At 59.9% G+C, this 15,078-nt stretch carries 16 protein-coding genes and 1 pseudogene; 6 read left to right on the top strand and 11 right to left on the bottom strand.

Going from position 1 to position 15,078, the window contains the following annotated elements; genetic code table 11:
* Positions 1–41 precede the first annotated feature (41 nt).
* The 3 genes from TU82_RS13960 to gntR all read right to left on the bottom strand — a co-directional run bounded on the left by TU82_RS13960 (position 42) and on the right by gntR (position 2,299).
* Positions 42–461: a hypothetical protein gene (locus TU82_RS13960; RefSeq protein WP_057723766.1), complete on the bottom strand. Its 420-nt coding sequence runs from the start codon at positions 459–461 to the stop codon at positions 42–44.
* Between the two features lie 259 nt (positions 462–720).
* On the bottom strand, positions 721–951 hold the full coding sequence (locus TU82_RS13955; RefSeq protein ID WP_420893009.1) for a DUF6124 family protein: 231 nt from the start codon (positions 949–951) through the stop codon (positions 721–723).
* A gap of 316 nt (positions 952–1,267) precedes the next feature.
* On the bottom strand, positions 1,268–2,299 hold the full coding sequence (gntR, locus tag TU82_RS13950) for an HTH-type transcriptional regulator GntR (protein ID WP_162276163.1): 1,032 nt from the start codon (positions 2,297–2,299) through the stop codon (positions 1,268–1,270).
* A gap of 212 nt (positions 2,300–2,511) precedes the next feature.
* On the opposite strand from gntR, the gene TU82_RS13945 reads away from it, so the two are divergent.
* From TU82_RS13945 to TU82_RS13935, 3 genes are all read left to right on the top strand, one after another.
* Positions 2,512–3,045, top strand: coding sequence for a gluconokinase (locus TU82_RS13945; RefSeq protein ID WP_057723764.1), 534 nt, complete (start codon positions 2,512–2,514; stop codon positions 3,043–3,045).
* 83 nt (positions 3,046–3,128) lie between these two features.
* Entirely contained in the window at positions 3,129–4,481 is a 1,353-nt protein-coding gene (locus tag TU82_RS13940; protein ID WP_057723763.1) for a GntP family permease, read from the top strand.
* A gap of 110 nt (positions 4,482–4,591) precedes the next feature.
* Positions 4,592–4,918, top strand: a complete 327-nt coding sequence (locus TU82_RS13935) for a hypothetical protein (protein WP_057723762.1) — start codon at positions 4,592–4,594, stop codon at positions 4,916–4,918.
* Positions 4,919–5,551: 633 nt separating this feature from the next.
* On the opposite strand, the gene alaC is transcribed toward TU82_RS13935, so the two are convergent.
* Positions 5,552–6,763 (bottom strand): alanine transaminase, encoded by a 1,212-nt coding sequence (alaC, locus tag TU82_RS13930; protein WP_057723761.1) that lies wholly within the window; start codon positions 6,761–6,763, stop codon positions 5,552–5,554.
* 195 nt (positions 6,764–6,958) lie between these two features.
* On the opposite strand from alaC, the gene TU82_RS13925 reads away from it, so the two are divergent.
* Positions 6,959–7,441 carry a GyrI-like domain-containing protein gene (locus TU82_RS13925; protein WP_057723760.1) on the top strand — a complete coding sequence of 161 codons (483 nt, stop codon included), beginning with the start codon at positions 6,959–6,961 and terminating at the stop codon, positions 7,439–7,441.
* 21 nt (positions 7,442–7,462) lie between these two features.
* Here the strand turns inward: TU82_RS13925 and TU82_RS27895 are convergent.
* From TU82_RS27895 to TU82_RS13900, 4 genes and pseudogenes are all read right to left on the bottom strand, one after another.
* Positions 7,463–8,060: pseudogene (locus tag TU82_RS27895) on the bottom strand (HipA N-terminal domain-containing protein).
* Positions 8,061–8,102: 42 nt separating this feature from the next.
* Complete coding sequence (locus tag TU82_RS13910; protein WP_057723758.1) at positions 8,103–8,357, bottom strand: helix-turn-helix domain-containing protein; 255 nt, start codon at positions 8,355–8,357, stop codon at positions 8,103–8,105.
* A 42-nt stretch (positions 8,358–8,399) separates the two neighbouring features.
* The gene (locus tag TU82_RS13905; RefSeq protein ID WP_057723757.1) at positions 8,400–8,918 is read right to left on the bottom strand and encodes a GNAT family N-acetyltransferase; all 519 of its coding nucleotides are present in this window, start codon (positions 8,916–8,918) and stop codon (positions 8,400–8,402) included.
* A gap of 92 nt (positions 8,919–9,010) precedes the next feature.
* Positions 9,011–9,865 carry a LysR family transcriptional regulator gene (locus TU82_RS13900; RefSeq protein WP_057723756.1) on the bottom strand — a complete coding sequence of 285 codons (855 nt, stop codon included), beginning with the start codon at positions 9,863–9,865 and terminating at the stop codon, positions 9,011–9,013.
* A gap of 88 nt (positions 9,866–9,953) precedes the next feature.
* Here TU82_RS13900 and TU82_RS13895 point away from each other — a divergent pair, with 88 nt between their 5' ends.
* Positions 9,954–10,391 (top strand): multidrug/biocide efflux PACE transporter, encoded by a 438-nt coding sequence (locus tag TU82_RS13895; protein WP_057723755.1) that lies wholly within the window; start codon positions 9,954–9,956, stop codon positions 10,389–10,391.
* A gap of 11 nt (positions 10,392–10,402) precedes the next feature.
* On the opposite strand, the gene TU82_RS13890 is transcribed toward TU82_RS13895, so the two are convergent.
* Positions 10,403–11,164, bottom strand: a complete 762-nt coding sequence (locus TU82_RS13890) for an SDR family NAD(P)-dependent oxidoreductase (RefSeq protein WP_057723754.1) — start codon at positions 11,162–11,164, stop codon at positions 10,403–10,405.
* Positions 11,165–11,269: 105 nt separating this feature from the next.
* Here TU82_RS13890 and TU82_RS13885 point away from each other — a divergent pair, with 105 nt between their 5' ends.
* Positions 11,270–12,166 (top strand): LysR family transcriptional regulator, encoded by an 897-nt coding sequence (locus tag TU82_RS13885; RefSeq protein ID WP_057723753.1) that lies wholly within the window; start codon positions 11,270–11,272, stop codon positions 12,164–12,166.
* A gap of 168 nt (positions 12,167–12,334) precedes the next feature.
* Here TU82_RS13885 and TU82_RS13880 read toward each other — a convergent pair whose 3' ends face one another.
* Together TU82_RS13880 and TU82_RS13875 are read right to left on the bottom strand one after the other, a co-directional pair.
* A complete protein-coding gene (locus tag TU82_RS13880) occupies positions 12,335–13,939 on the bottom strand; it encodes an inorganic phosphate transporter (RefSeq protein WP_057723752.1) in 1,605 nt (534 codons plus the stop codon).
* A gap of 97 nt (positions 13,940–14,036) precedes the next feature.
* Positions 14,037–15,065 carry a transporter gene (locus tag TU82_RS13875; RefSeq protein ID WP_057723751.1) on the bottom strand — a complete coding sequence of 343 codons (1,029 nt, stop codon included), beginning with the start codon at positions 15,063–15,065 and terminating at the stop codon, positions 14,037–14,039.
* Positions 15,066–15,078 lie beyond the last annotated feature (13 nt).

The raw sequence follows: 15,078 nt of genomic DNA, 5'->3' as shown, positions 1-15,078 counted from the left end.
CTGCCGGCTCTTGTCGGGTCAAGTTATGTAACGTGATGGGGTCATGTTTTTTTAGTGCCGTTGAGGTTGATAACCCCGTCCGTTACATCCAGCTTGTCGTCGCGTTTGAAGTGGAATGTCGCATCGATTTCATTGTTCGCCAGGTCGATGCTTTTCACATATAACTTGCCACTGCAGGCTTGGAAGTAAAACGGTTTGCCCTCAATTTCGCCGGAACAAGAGGCGCGCACTCCAATGTCGCCTTCTTTGATATCGTGCTCGCCAACGGCAAGACCGTGTTTAAGATAAAGAACGACTGAGTGGGCGTTGTCGTCGAAGGTCTCGATTAGCTGTTCGTCGCCTGAGTCCCTTGACTCAATAGTCGTTGCTTTAAACTGGATGGAAGGAGATGATCCGACGGTTAGTTCGCAGGTGAAATTTCCTGCGACGGAAACAAGTTCAATTGGCGCTGGAGTACTCATCTTGAAAATCCTCTTGAATGAATATTTGAATACGCCGACGGCGCAGTCAGCGTGTCCAGTTATAGGCATCGGCTGAACGAGCGTCTACTGTCAAGGTTGACAGGTACGGAGTTGGCCTTGGTCAGGAACTCCAAAGTGGGCACGATTAAAAATGTGGGAGGGGGCTTTCCCCCGATGGCGGTGGGGCAGTCAACTTATCTGTGACAGACCCACTGCCATCGGGGGCAAGCCCCCTCCCACATTTTGACCGAGTAGGGACTTAAGCGCGTGGTGTGTGCTGGTCCATGGCCTTGCCTACCAGCAATACACTCAGCTCGCTCAGTTGGTGGATGGCCAGGGCTACATCACGGTGCTTGCCAGTGAGGTCATCGGACAGGTCGAGCAGCAAGGTGCTGACGGAGCATACGGTTTCGTAGGTATTGGTCAGCAGGGCTTCGGTGGAAGTGTCGGGGATAACGGTGAAGAGCGTATGCGTGGGGATGCTTTGCATTATTGAAGTACCTGATCTGGGCTGATACCTCATCGCTACTAAACGAGGGTGGCAGCTGTACGCAGGTTAGTAGACCGGTATCCCACACAAACCCGGCGCACCCGAAGGCGCCCTGCGCACAGCCACCATCAAGCATCGATAGGCTCATGCATCTTGCGTGGGAAAGCTCGGGCTACTAAACCCGATCACCGAGAAATTCAGCGACCGGCAAACCTTAAAGACCGCCACCCAGGCGCACAAGCCGGCGAATTCTGACGTAAGCGTAGGTAACGGAGCAAGGCGCTTGGCCTAATGTCAGCCACTTCCTACAGGCGTCCTACGTACTCTCCCGCACCTGCAACTCAAACCCCATATCCACCACCGGCTTGGCGATCCTGTTGCCCGCCATGATCGTCAACAAATGCTCCGCCGCGCGCCGGCCGATGGCTTCCCTTGGTGTGCTGATGCTGCTCAGGCGCGGCACCATGAACGAGGAGGCGGGCAGGTCGTTAAAGCCCAGCACCGCCACGCGCTCTGGCACTTTGATGCCGTGGCGCATGGCTTCCAACAAGGCGCCCTGGGCCAGGTCGTCGTTGCCGAAGAAAATCGCATCCACGTCCGGATGCGCCGCCAGCAATTGCAGGAACAACTCGCCACCCAGGCCCACGGAAGAGGGGCGGGGCGTCAGCAATTCCAGTGCCGGGTCGTACATGCCGGCCTGCTGCAAAGCGCGGCGAAAGCCTTCGCCGCGCAACAAGGTGCGCTGGTCCAACTGCGCGCCGATATAGGCCAGGCGCTTGCGGCCGCGCGCGAGCAGATGCGCCGCTGCCGTTTCACCGGCGGCCAGTTGCGAAAAGCCCACGCAGTTGACCCCGGCGTTGGGGTCCAGGTCCATCATGTACACGCAAGGCACATTGCTGGCCTCGACCATCCGTCGCGCGCTTTCGGTGCGGTCGAACCCGGTCAGCAGCAAGCCCCGTGGTTGGTAAGCCATGTAGTTGCGCAGCAGGTTCTCTTCTTCGTCGCGGGAATAGTGGGAGTTGCCGATCAGCACTTCAAAGCCCTTGGGCCGCAGCACCTGGTGAATGGCTTCGAGGGTTTCGATAAACAGCAGGTTGGACAATGACGGTACCAGTACCACCACCGAATGGCTCTGGGCCGACGCCAGGGCGCGGGCGGCGGGGTTGACCACGTAGCTGAGTTCGGCGGCGGCCTGCTGCACTTTTTCCACCAGTTCGGTGGCGACCGTGCTGATACCGCGCAGGGCGCGGGAGGCGGTGATCGGGCTGACGCCGGCCAGACGGGCAACTTCATTCAAGGTGGGGCGACCGGTGGTGCGGGTATTTTTATCGTTCTTGGAGGTCATCAGGCGGCTTGCCAAACAAAAATCGAGGCACTAAGGTAGCGCTGTCTCCAAACGGCTGCAAATGCTTGAACGTTGGGTTGCCTGATCCCGTTCGAATGATTGGAGCGGATGCACGCGTCACTCCATAAAAAAAGACAAGACGGCGCGGGAAAAGCCTGTTTTTGCACTAGCCTTAGGCTGTGCAAAGGTAGCGCTATCTGCGTCCTGAGGTGTTTATGAGTCAACCTGTTACTGCCCTGGTCATCATGGGTGTTGCCGGCTGTGGCAAAACCAGCGTCAGCGAGGCCCTGTGCCGTCTGAACGGCGCCACTGCCATTGAAGGCGACAGCTTCCACCCCGCCGCGAACATCGAAAAGATGAGCGCCGGCCACCCCCTCAACGACGACGATCGCGCCGGCTGGCTCGACATCCTCTGCGATGAACTGCGCCGTTCGCTGAAGGCCGGGGAACATCCGGTGCTCACCTGTTCGGCCCTGAAAAGGAAATATCGCGACCATCTGCGCGAAGCCGCCCCGGGCCTGGGCTTTGTATTCCTGGAGCTGACCCGTGAAGTGGCCGCCGACCGCGTGTCCCATCGCCCCGGACATTTCATGCCGGCCAGCCTGATCGACAGTCAGTTCGCCACCCTTGAATCGCCCAAGGGCGAGCCGCTGACCCTGGCCCTCAACGCCAGCGAAGACAGCGTCGAGGAACTGGCCGAGCAGACCAATGCCTGGTGGCGCGAGCACGGCTTTGAACCAATCCATTAATTTTTTGCCGGAAAGATAGCGCTATCCCCGGCAGGAAGTTCATCACCCGCTTTAATAACAACAACAAACAGGAGAGACCCCCCATGTTTGGCATGTCCCATGAGTCGTACCTGCTGCTGGACGCAGTCGTCACTATCATCGGGTTGATCGTACTGATCACCAAGTTCAAGGTGCACCCGTTCATCGCACTGATCATCGCGGCCGGCTTCCTCGGCCTGACCTCGGGCATGCCCGTGGACAAGATCATCAAGGCATTCCAGGACGGCTTCGGCGGGGTGCTCGGCTTTGTCGGCATCATCCTCGCGCTGGGTACCATGCTCGGCAAGATGATGGCCGAGTCCGGCGGTGCCGATCAGATCGCCCAGACCCTGATCCGCGCCTTTGGCAAGGAAAAGGTCCAGTGGGCCATGATGTTCGCCGCGTTCCTGGTGGGCATCCCGCTGTTCTTCGAGATCGGCTTTGTGCTGCTGATCCCGCTGGTGTTCATTGTTGCGCGGCGTACCGGCGTGTCGCTGATCAAGATCGGCATCCCGCTGCTGGCCGGCCTGTCGGCGGTACACGGTCTGGTGCCGCCGCACCCGGGCCCGCTGCTGGCCATTGGCGTGTTTGGCGCGGACATCGGCAAGACCATCCTGTATGGCCTGATCGTCGCACTGCCGACCGCCATCATCGCCGGCCCGATCTTCGGTACGTTTATCGCCAAGTACATCCCGGGCAATCCGTCCCAGGAGCTGGTGGATCAACTGGCCCGCGAGACCGATAACAAGTCGCTGCCCAGCTTCGCCATCACCCTGGTCACCGTGCTGTTGCCGGTGTTCCTGATGCTGCTCAAGACCTTTGCCGACATCGCCTTTGCCGAAGGCAACGTGGTGCGCAACTGGATGGACATGATCGGTCACCCGATCACCGCGCTGCTGCTGGCGTTGCTGCTGTCGCTGTACACCTTCGGTCATCGCCAGGGCATCCATTCCAAGCAGATTCTCAAGCTGCTCGACGCCAGCCTTGCGCCGACCGCCGCGATCATCCTGATCATCGGTGCCGGTGGCGGCTTCAAGCAGATGCTGGTGACCAGCGGCGTGGGCGATGTGATCGGCCATATGGCGGTGAACGCACAGATCAACCCGATCCTGCTGGCGTGGCTGGTGGCGGCGGTGATTCGGATCGCCACCGGTTCCGCGACCGTGGCGACCATTACCGGTGCGGGCATCGTGGTGCCGGTGGTCGGCATGATCCCAGGGGTTAACCGCGAGCTGCTGGTGCTGGCGACGGGCGCCGGGTCGTTGATCCTGTCTCACGTCAACGATGCGGGGTTCTGGCTGGTCAAGCAGTACTTCAACATGACCGTGGCCGAGACGTTCAAGACCTGGACGGCGATGGAAACCATTTTGTCGGTGGTGGCATTGATCTTCATCATGCTGCTGTCGTTGGTGGTGTAGGCCTCAACCACCTGTCGCAACCGGTAGTTTTCACAGTAGCGAGTGATCACGAAGACTCTTAAAACAACTCCGAAGCTCGTCATTTTTTGACGAGCATTGGAGGAAAAATCATGGAAAACGACAGTTCGAAGCCAGAAAGTGACTCAATAGTCTTAGTGCCGACGCCTCTTATTCAAAACCTGAAGGAGGGGGACAAGGTCGCCGCTGATTTCGTGATAAGAGGGTGGGCTTCTCCTTACGGAGCGGTAGTTGTGGTGGAAAATAGCAACGCGCCCTATCAACAATTTGGTACTGCGCCGGTTACGTCTCCGACTGAGTGGGAGTTTTCCTTGAGCAAGCATTCCATGGGGCCGGGGTCGTACAAGATCAGTGCTTATACGCATTCTGGACCGCAGATTTCCCATCCAACGAACCCCCTGTCATTTGAAGTGATTTGAACGGGCGTTCATACGGCTACTCTTTAATCTGTCAGGCCCGCGCCAGTAAGGGCCTGACAGAACCCTCATTGCGTCATTTACCCGCCTGCTTTTTTAACTAATCCATCCGCCCTGAACATCCCCCGAATCCCGCGCACCGCCTGGCGAATCCTGGCCCAGCCACACATCGACGCTTTGGGATTCTCCACCACTGTCGTTGGTGGTGTAGGCCGCACCGCAGCATTCCATGTGGTCATCCAGTCAAATGTGGGAGGGGGCTTGATCCGATAGCGGAGTGTCAGTCACTGTATCTGGTGACTGAACCACTGCCATCGGGGGCAAGCCCCCTCCCACATGTTGACCGAGCCAGGCGCTGGCTTTCGGTGCTAAGCCATCGGCCCTGAACATCCCGCAAATCCCTCGCACTGCCTGGCGAATCCTGGCCCAGCCACACATCGACGCTTTGGGATTCTCCACCACTGTCGGTGGTGGTGTAGGCCGCACCGCAGCTTCCTATGTGGCCACCCAATCAAATGTGGGAGGGGGCTTGCCCCCGATAGCAGAGTGTCAGTCACTGCATCTGGTGACTGAACCACTGCCATCGGGGGCAAGCCCCCTCCCACATTTTGACCACATTTCGTCAGATGGATCGGCTCAGGCTTTCTGGACCAGCCCATCGGCCCTGAACATCCCCCGAATGCCCCGCACCGCCTGGCGAATCCGGTCCTGGTTCTCGATCAGCGCAAAGCGCACATGATCATCGCCATACTCCCCAAAGCCGATCCCCGGCGACACACACACCTTGGCTTCCAGCAGCAGTTTTTTGGCAAACTCCAGCGAGCCCATGGCGGCATACTGTTCGGGGATTTTCGCCCAGACGTACATCGACGCCTTCGGATTTTCTACCATCCAACCCAGCTCATGCAGGCCTTTGACCAGCACATTGCGGCGCTGGCGATACTGCTCGGCGATGTCTTTGACGCACTGCTGGTCGCCTTCCAGCGCGGCAATCGCGGCCACCTGCAACGGGGTGAAGGTGCCGTAGTCGTGGTAGCTCTTGATCCGCGCCAGGGCGTTGACCAGTTCCGGGTTGCCCACCATGAAACCGATGCGCCAGCCGGCCATGTTGTAGCTCTTGGACAGAGTGAAAAACTCCACCGCAATGTCCTTGGCGCCGGGCACCTGCATGATCGACGGGGCTTTCCAGCCGTCGTAGACGATGTCGGCGTAGGCCAGGTCGTGCACCACCAGCACGTCGTACTGCTTGGCCAGGGCGATCACGCGTTCGAAGAAATCCAGCTCCACGCACTGTGCGGTGGGGTTGGACGGGAAACCGAGGATCATCATCTTCGGCTTGGGGATCGAGCCGCGAATCGCCCGTTCCAGCTCGGCGAAGAAATCCACGCCGGGAATCAGCGGCACCGAGCGCACCTGGGCGCCGGCAATCACGGCACCGTAGATGTGGATCGGGTAGCTGGGGTTGGGCACCAGTACGGTGTCACCCTGGTCGAGGGTGGCCAGCATCAGATGCGCCAGGCCTTCTTTGGAGCCGATGGTGACAATGGCTTCCGACTCGGGGTCGATATCCACGTCATAACGGTCCTTGTACCAGCGCGAAATCGCACGGCGCAGGCGCGGAATGCCTTTGGACGTGGAGTAGCCGTGGGTGTCTTCGCGCTGGGCGACGGTGACCATTTTCTCCACGATGTGCGGTGGCGTGGCGCCGTCTGGGTTACCCATGCTCAAGTCGATGATGTCTTCGCCGCGCCGACGCGCAGCCATCTTCAGCTCGGCAGTGATATTGAACACGTAGGGGGGGAGTCGATCTATGCGCGCAAAGCGGCGCGGCGAACCTGGGTTTGCCATTGTTGCCTCGAGGTACGTAAGCGCCCGGAACCGTCCGAGCGACGTCGGCCACTGCGGTGGCCTGCGGGGCAGACAATACGGTCGATGATGGCAAGTTGTCCAGATGCGTAGGAAAAATTTCTACATGGAGTACGGCGCGGATATGCCCCTATACTCGATGCGGGTTTGTTCCCTCATAAGAAGGAGACTGTTCGTATGGATCAGCAGACAAGACAACCGTTGGAACCCCGCATGGAAGCCGGCAAGGCCCTGGTGATCGCAGGCGTCCAGGGGCGTTATTCGAAAGCCACCGTGGGTGATATTCCACAGCTATGGGAATTGTTCAACAGCTGTATCAAGGACATCAAGAAGCGCGTCGGCGGCGTGACCTATGGTGTTTGCCATAATCCCAGGCAGGGCGAATTCGACTACATGGCCGGTGTTGAAGTCCCCAGCAAAAGCGATGTACCGAGCAATTTCCAGTTCATCGAAATTCCGCCCCTGAACTATGCCGTATTCCCTCATCACGGGCCGGTGCAAGCGCTTGAGCAAACCTACGAGCGCATCATGTTCGAGTGGCTGCCGCACTCGGGCTACAAAGTGATGGGGGCGGATTTCGAGCGCTACAGTGCCGATTTTGATGGAAGGAAGGGCACCGGGACGGTGGAGATCTGGTTGCCGATTGGCGAGAAGGGCTGAACGCCAAATCAGGGGGGCGATTCAGCCCCCGAAGCTAGTTTGAAAACCCTGAGCGGATTGACGTATAGCGCCCGCTACCTCAGGCGCCAACCGGCAGTAGTCGTCTTCGCGCTTGAGCACCACTTCAAGGGTCTGGAGCAGCGCCTGAATACGCTTTTCGGGACGTTCGACTTCGCAGGTCCTGGCGAAGTCGAGAATGCCCAGGCGCGAGGCGAATAACGATCTATTTCCGCCCAGGTCCAAGGCCAGTGAGTCGTCGCGGATGTAAGCGGTGGTGTTCACAATGTCGTAAGTGGGTGCCAGCCGCGTATCTGATTTAAGCGGATCGCTATAGAGGGATCAGATTATTCACTTGTTCTGAAGACGCGAAAACCCGACCAATTGGCGCGCTGCTTCCCGAGAGCGCCAGCAGTAACATCGGGTCTACCCTGACCGTTTTGGCGAGGCGATTGCGCAATTGTTCAAGCACATAGCCCTCCGGCAAATTCATCTGAAAGATGGGATGCAAGTCCCGACGCCGGTATTCGTCCGCGCGGACTGGCATCGACAGGCTGATTGCGCTGGCGGCCTTCGCCTCATCGCTATAGCGAAACAGATAATCGTCAGCGCCGACCCGCACGCTGCCGCTGTCCCCTTGAGGCGTGTGAACGCGTAACGTGGGCTATTCATTGAATAAGTCCTCCAGTTCCTCCAGGGTCGGCAAGGTCACGGGCACCAGCTTGAATTCGCTGCCCAAGGCGGCTAAAACACGGGCGTAGGCATTCATCGAGACCGAGAGACTGCCTTTTTCGATTTCGATCAGTTTTTGCCGAGTAATCCCGGCCACCTTCGCCAGATCCGCTTGTTTATAGCCGCGATTCGAGCGCATGGTGCGCAGCTGCACGCCGAGACGTTGGGTGATTACGGTAGGGTCCATGTCTTATATACGTTACTTTTAATTTATTAAGTTATGTATACGTTACATCTCGATGCTGTCAATACTATGCTGATCAAGCGCGTGTCTCAATCTGCGCTCATACCCAATCCGTCCCTTGTACGCCTCACCGCTGTCCACCCAACCCGCGCCCAGATACAACCCCGTCGCCGCTGCGTTATCCGCATCCACCGACAATTCCAGCGCCTTGATCTGCGGCCACGCCTGTAGCGCCGCTGCGGGCAGCGCCTGCAGACACGCTTTGCCGAAGCCGCGGCCTTGCTGGTGCCTGTCCACCTGCAAGGCATGCAAGGTGGCGCTGTGTTCATCCGCCCAATGGGGCAGGCACGGCGGGCGTTTGAGCAGCAGGAACGCCACGGGCAGGTCGTCGGCGAGCAGGGCAAAGCCCTTGACGCTGTCGGGATTGGGATTGACCAGCAGGCTGTTCAGCGCGCAGTAGATATCACCGGAATACGCCAGTTGTTCTGGATTGACTTCCAGACCGTCCAAATGCTGTTTTTGCAGCGCGTTCAACATTTCATAGGGGACGAGGCGGGTTTCCATAAGCGGCATATCCTAAATCCTACGTAGAGGCCGGAATTCTACCTCATCCGCTTACAGCGCTTGTGCTCCTTGCATACGTCGGTTCTCATTGCTCACTCAAGCATCTTTGCCAGCAACCAACTTCCCGCCGGGCCCGGTGGTTGTTGCCGCGACCACAGCGCATCCACCGCCACCGAGCGTGGCCAACCGCGCACCTTGAGCTCGACCAACTGCTCGCCGCCGAAGCGTTCCACCAACCAGCGCGGTATGGGTGCCCAGCCAAAGCCCAGTTGCGCCATCTCCATCAGCATCAGGTAGCTTGGTGCTGACCACACGCGTTGGGCGCCACGGTTTTCGTCAGGGTTGATGATGCTTGCCAGGCGCAGCTCACGGTGTTGTTGCAGGGTGTGCGAATCAAGCCTGGGCAGGCTCGCCAGCGGATGTGCGGGCGAGACGAACAAGGCGATCTCGGTGCGTTCCTCAACCGCCGAGCAACTGAGGTCCGGGGGGTAGACCTCCTGCTGTTCGATAAACGCGATGTGCGCCCGGCCACTTTGCACCAGGGCGATCAGGTCTTCGCATTCGGCGATCAGGCATTCCAGCTCAAGGTCCGGGTAGCGTTGTTCAAAGGCGCTGAGGGCAACTTCGAAACGGTCGGACTGGTAGGTATCGGACATGGCGATACTCAGCTTGGGCTCCAATCCCTGGGCCAATTGACTGGCCGCCAGCTCCAGACGGCTGCTGGCCTCCAGCACCTGCTGCGCATGCTGCCGCAACACCTGGCCGGCCGGGGTCAGCGTGGGCTTGCGGCTGCTGCGATCGAACAACACTACATCCAGGTCGATTTCCAGGCTCGCCACCGCAGCGCTGACCGTGGACTGGCTCTTGCCCAGCTTGCGTGCGGCGGCGGAAAACGAACCCTCGCTAGCGGCGTGGACAAACGCTTGGAGCACTTCATGGGAGGCCATGACTATCGCCTTGATCGATGGTTATTGGTTATGAAGTATCGGTCTGGGGCGTGATCATGGCAACCATCGTTACTCACGGAGCTTGGCCATGATCCCTACCAAATCAATGACAGAACGCGTTTTCCAGGCCTTGGGGTTTGAAGGCTTGGCCTTATTGATCTGTACGCCTTTGCTGGTCTGGGTGACCGGTCGACCGGCGTTGGAAATGGGCGCGGTGACCTTGGGCATCAGCGTGCTGGCGCTGAGCTGGAACGTCATGTTCAACAGCCTGTTCGACCGCCTTAAAGTGCGCCTGCAACTGTCCAACAGTGGCCGGACGCGGGTGCTGCACGCGCTGCTGTTCGAGGGCGGGTTGATCGTGCTGGCGGTGCCGCTGATTGCCGCATTGATGAAGATCAGCCTGTTGGAAGCCTTCCTCCTCGACATCGGCGTGCTGCTGTTCTTCCTGCCATACACCTATGTCTACCACTGGGCGTATGACGTGATTCGGGACAAAGTCACCCGCAACACGCCAATCGCCCTGTAGTCGCTGGCCGCTTACAGAAACATACCGCCCGAGGCCTCGATCCGCTGACCGGTGATCCATTGACCACCCTCGGCCAGCAACAGCGCGATGGCCCCGCCAATATCGTCGGGCAAACCGGCGCGGCCCAGGGCGGTGTTGTTGGCGACCATGGCGTTGAGGTTGGCGTTGTCGCGCACCGCACCGCCGCCGAAGTCGGTTTCAATCGCGCCAGGGGCGAGGATATTCACACTGATGCCGCGCGCGCCCAACTCCTTGGCCTGGTAGCGGGTCAGCACTTCCATCGCGCCTTTCATTGATGCGTAGGCCGCGTAGCCCGGCAGGCTGAAGCGCGCCAGACCGCTGGAAACATTGAGAATGCGGCCACCGTCGCGAATCAACGGCAACAGCTGCTGGGTCAGGAAAAACGGTCCCTTGAATTGAATCGCCACCAATTGGTCGAACTGGGCTTCGGTGGTTTCGGCAAAGCTTGCGTGAATGCCGATACCGGCGTTGTTGATCAGAAAATCAAACTGGTTCTGTGCGAACACATCCTGGAGCGCGTCAGTCACTTGAGCGGCGAAACCTGCGAATGTCGCGCTCTGGCTCACATCCAGTTGCAGCATGGCCGCGCGGCCGCCCAGTTGCTCGATCTGCGCCACTAACGCCTGCGCCTCATCGGCCTTGCTGTGGTAAGTGCCGATGATATCCACGCCCTGGGCGGCAAGGTGCAGTGCTGCGCTTTTGCCCAAACCGCGGCTGGCGCCAGTGATCAGTGCGATTTTACGTGGGGTCATGGTGCAGTCCTCTTGAGTGATTGTGGGACTGAGTGTATTTGTGCGCCCGTTACGTGATAAACAGCGCTATACCGGAATCACTGGTCGGACAGGACGAACAATCCCATGAATAAACTTGAGCTGCTGCGCACCTTCGTGCGCGTGACCGAACTGTCGAGTTTTACCCAGGCTGGTGAAAGCCTTGGCCTGCCGCGCTCCACCGTGTCCGAACAGGTGCGGGCGCTTGAAGAACTGCTCGGTGCGCGTCTGTTGCAACGCACCACGCGCAAGGTGCAGGCCACCCAGGACGGCCAGGTGTTGTATGAGCGCAGCAAGGATTTGCTGGCGCACATGGAGGAACTCGAAGGACTGTTTCGACAGGACGAAACCCAGTTGGCCGGGCGTATCCGCGTGGACATGCCCAACGTGATAGCGCGCACGCTGATCGTGCCCAACTTGCCCCCGTTCATGGAGCGTCACCCCCTGATCGAGATGCAAATCGGCAGCTCGGACCGCCAGGTCGACCTGATCGCCGAAGGCTTCGACTGCGTCGTGCGCGTGGGCGCCCAGCCCGATCAGAGCGTGGTGGCGCGGCGGGTGTGCAGCATGCCGATGGTCAACTGTGTGAGCGCGGGGTACGTGCAGCGCTACGGCATTCCCCGCACCCTGGCTGACCTGGGGCAGCATCGACTGGTGCATTACGTACGGCCGCTGGGCGCACGCTCGGCGGGGTTCGAGTACCTGCAAGGCAACAAGGTGCAGCGACTGCCGATGGCCGGGCGCGTGACCGTCAACAGCACCGATGCGTATCAGGCGGCGTGCCTGGGGGGGTTTGGCATTATTCAAGTGCCACGGCTGGGCATCCGCGACTTGCTGGCCACTGGCGAATTGGTCGAGGTGCTGGCGGATTACCCGGCGCCGCCTTTGGACGTGTCGCTGCTCTACGCCGGCCAGCGGCATTTGCCGTTGCGCGTGCGGGTGTTCATGGAGTGGCTGGCGGCCACGCTGCAGGCCCACCTTTGACTGCGCGCCGACAACAATATGGGAATGGGGCTCGCCCTAATAACGCTTTTTTGTAGGAGCGAGCTTGCTCGCGAAAAACTCACAGGCACCGCGTTCATTCAGAAAGCACGCGTTATCGTTGACGTTTTTCGCGAGCAAGCTCGCTCCTACATTCGATTAAGGGTGGGGTCAGAACAGTTGGGTGAACAGCCAGTAAAGGCTGCCCGACAACATAATCGCCGCCGGCAATGTCAACACCCAGGCCATCAACAAATTGCGGATAGTGCGCATCTGCAAGCCGCCGCCGTTGGCCACCATGGTCCCGGCCACGCCCGATGACAACACATGGGTGGTGGATACTGGCAAACCGAACATGTCCGCCGCGCCAATGGTCAGCATCGCCACGGTCTCGGCCGAGGCGCCCTGGGCGTACGTCAGGTGGGTCTTGCCGATCTTCTCGCCCACCGTCACCACGATGCGCTTCCAGCCGACCATGGTGCCAAGCCCGAGGGCGATGGCCACCGCGATCTTGACCCACAGCGGGATAAAGCGCGTGGCGCTGTCGATCTGTTGCTTGAACAGCTGCAGCTTGCCCTGGGTGTCGGCGTCGAAATTGCCGACCTTGCCCTTGTCCATCAGGCGAATGGTTTCGCTGGTCAGGTACATGTCGTTACGCACGTTGCCCACCGCCTCAGCCGGTACTGCGGCCAGCGAGCCATAGCCTTTGACTTCGGCGCCGATGTGCCCGGTGATGGCGGCGAGCGCGGGCACCAGTTCCGGCGAGGCTTGCTGGGTGCGCACATAGGTGGACAGGGTTGCACGGGCGTCGGCGGGTGCCGGTTGCGGTGCCGCCTTCAACAGCGCGGCCTGGGTAACCTCGGCGACCGCCGCGAATTGCAGCGACTGGTCGGCGGGCATGGTGCGGTTCAGGGCGTAGGCCATCGGCAGTGTGCCCACCAGGATCAGCATGATCAGGCCCATGCCTTTTTGCCCATCGTTGGAGCCGTGGGCGAACGACACACCGGTGCAGGTGACGATCAGCATGCCGCGAATCCACCAGGGTGGCGGGGTGTCACCCTTGGGTGCCTTGTACAGCGCACGGTTTTTCACGAAGGCGCGCAGCGCCAGCAACAGCAAGGCGGCAAACGCAAAGCCGATCAACGGCGACAACAGCAACGCATACCCGATCTTGGCCGCCTGGCTCCAATCCACACCGCTGGTGCCATCGCGGCCATGCATCAATGCATTCGCCACGCCGACGCCAATGATCGAGCCGATCAGCGTGTGGGATGACGACGCCGGCAAACCCAGCCACCAGGTGCCCAGGTTCCACAGGATCGCGGCGATCAGCAGGGCGAAGATCATGGCGAAGCCGGCGGATGAACCCACCTGCAGGATCAGCTCCACCGGCAGCAGGGCAATGATGCCGAATGCCACCGCGCCGCTGGACAGCAGCACGCCGAGGAAGTTGAAAAAGCCCGACCACACCACCGCGAAATGCGGCGGTAGCGAGTTGGTGTAGATCACCGTGGCCACCGCATTGGCGGTGTCGTGAAAGCCGTTGACGAACTCAAAGCCCAACGCGATCAACAGTGCCACGCCGAGCAACAGGAACGGCGTCCAGGTGGTGACCTGGGCGCCCATTTCGTGCATGTCATGCATCAGGCTGTAGGCGGTGAACAGCAGGCCCATGGCGAGCACGGCGAAGAACATGATCACCGTGACCCGGCCGGGCTTGGTGTCCAGGCGCGGTGTGGCGGCAGTGGGTGAGGCAGTCAGGGAAGGGGTGGCCATGCCGGAGCATCCAGTGTGGGGAGGATGGCGTTCATGATCATTGCAAAATGTTACAGAAGTGCTGCGGCAGGTCAGTGTTTACGCGTGGGGGCGCCTTTCAATTCATCAAATCCCTACGCTTTCTGAAGGCCCAGCGCCCGGCAATCAAGGTGAAGGTCGCCACCAGCGCGACCAGTATCCAGAATCCTTCCGGGTCCTGGGACAGCGGCACCCCACCCACATTCATGCCGAAAAAACCGGCAATGATGTTGATCGGCAGCGCCAGAACCGTCACCACCGTGAGGGTGAACAGCGTGCGGTTGCTTTGCTCGTTGAGATTGGCGGCGATTTCTTCCTGCAACAGCTTGATGCGCTCACCCAGGGCCGTGAGGTCGTTGATGATCAGCGCGAACTCTTCGGTGGATTTGCGCAACTCCTTCACGTCTTCCTTTTGCAGCCACTGCGGCGGCCGGTTGAGCAGGCGCAACAGCGAGCCCGGCTCCAGCGCCAGCAGGCGTTGCAAGCGCACCAGCACGCGACGCGCGGCCCCGAGTTCGGCGCGGTTGGTGGACAGGCGCGAGGACAGCAACTGGTCTTCGATATGATCGACGCTGAGGCTGGTCTTGCGCACGATCTGGGTCAGCACTTCGCCCTGGTCGCGCAGCAAATGCACCAGCAACTCCAGCGGCGAGCGAAAGTGTTCACCGGCCTTTACCGACGAGCGCAACTTATCCACCGAGTGCAGCGGTTGCAGGCGCGCACTGATCAGCAAGCGACTGCGGGCGCACACCCACAAGGTGGAAATATCCGACGAGACCATGCTGCTGAAGTTGAAGACCACATCGTTGACCACTGCCAGCAGGGCTGAATCGACGTGCTCGATGCGCGTGGAGCGCGAGCCCTCGTGCAGCGCTTCGAAGAACTCCTCGGGCAGTTCCAGGTGCGTTTGCATCCAGCGCTCACAGGCGGCATGGGCCAGGTTCAGGTGCAGCCAGAGAAATTCCTGCGGGTCGCCGGGTTGTTGCAGGCACTGCAGCGCTGCAGCGGAGTCAATCTGCTGGCCTTTTTCGCCGGGCAGAAAGCGGAAACCGTAAAGCAGGCCAAACAGGTCGGGATCCTGATGGGCGTGGTCGATGCTGTGGTTCATGGAGGCTCGCAGA

The sequence above is a fragment of the Pseudomonas orientalis genome (genome assembly GCF_001439815.1).
GTDB classification, from domain to species: domain Bacteria; phylum Pseudomonadota; class Gammaproteobacteria; order Pseudomonadales; family Pseudomonadaceae; genus Aquipseudomonas; species Aquipseudomonas orientalis.
Note: the sequence above shows the minus strand (reverse complement) of the source record. Positions and strands in the feature narration are given on the sequence as shown.

Coding starts and splice junctions, on each gene's coding strand:
- TU82_RS13940 (WP_057723763.1), top strand. CDS start 3,129: ATGTTTGGCATGTCCCATGAGTCGTACCTGCTGCTGGACGCAGTCGTC.
- TU82_RS13880 (WP_057723752.1), bottom strand. CDS start 13,939: ATGGCCACCCCTTCCCTGACTGCCTCACCCACTGCCGCCACACCGCGC.
- TU82_RS13910 (WP_057723758.1), bottom strand. CDS start 8,357: ATGGACCCTACCGTAATCACCCAACGTCTCGGCGTGCAGCTGCGCACC.
- TU82_RS13900 (WP_057723756.1), bottom strand. CDS start 9,865: ATGGCCTCCCATGAAGTGCTCCAAGCGTTTGTCCACGCCGCTAGCGAG.
- TU82_RS13945 (WP_057723764.1), top strand. CDS start 2,512: ATGAGTCAACCTGTTACTGCCCTGGTCATCATGGGTGTTGCCGGCTGT.
- TU82_RS13960 (WP_057723766.1), bottom strand. CDS start 461: ATGAGTACTCCAGCGCCAATTGAACTTGTTTCCGTCGCAGGAAATTTC.
- TU82_RS13925 (WP_057723760.1), top strand. CDS start 6,959: ATGGATCAGCAGACAAGACAACCGTTGGAACCCCGCATGGAAGCCGGC.
- TU82_RS13905 (WP_057723757.1), bottom strand. CDS start 8,918: ATGGAAACCCGCCTCGTCCCCTATGAAATGTTGAACGCGCTGCAAAAA.
- TU82_RS13895 (WP_057723755.1), top strand. CDS start 9,954: ATGATCCCTACCAAATCAATGACAGAACGCGTTTTCCAGGCCTTGGGG.
- TU82_RS13885 (WP_057723753.1), top strand. CDS start 11,270: ATGAATAAACTTGAGCTGCTGCGCACCTTCGTGCGCGTGACCGAACTG.
- TU82_RS13890 (WP_057723754.1), bottom strand. CDS start 11,164: ATGACCCCACGTAAAATCGCACTGATCACTGGCGCCAGCCGCGGTTTG.
- TU82_RS13935 (WP_057723762.1), top strand. CDS start 4,592: ATGGAAAACGACAGTTCGAAGCCAGAAAGTGACTCAATAGTCTTAGTG.
- TU82_RS13955 (WP_420893009.1), bottom strand. CDS start 951: ATGCAAAGCATCCCCACGCATACGCTCTTCACCGTTATCCCCGACACT.
- alaC (WP_057723761.1), bottom strand. CDS start 6,763: ATGGCAAACCCAGGTTCGCCGCGCCGCTTTGCGCGCATAGATCGACTC.
- TU82_RS13875 (WP_057723751.1), bottom strand. CDS start 15,065: ATGAACCACAGCATCGACCACGCCCATCAGGATCCCGACCTGTTTGGC.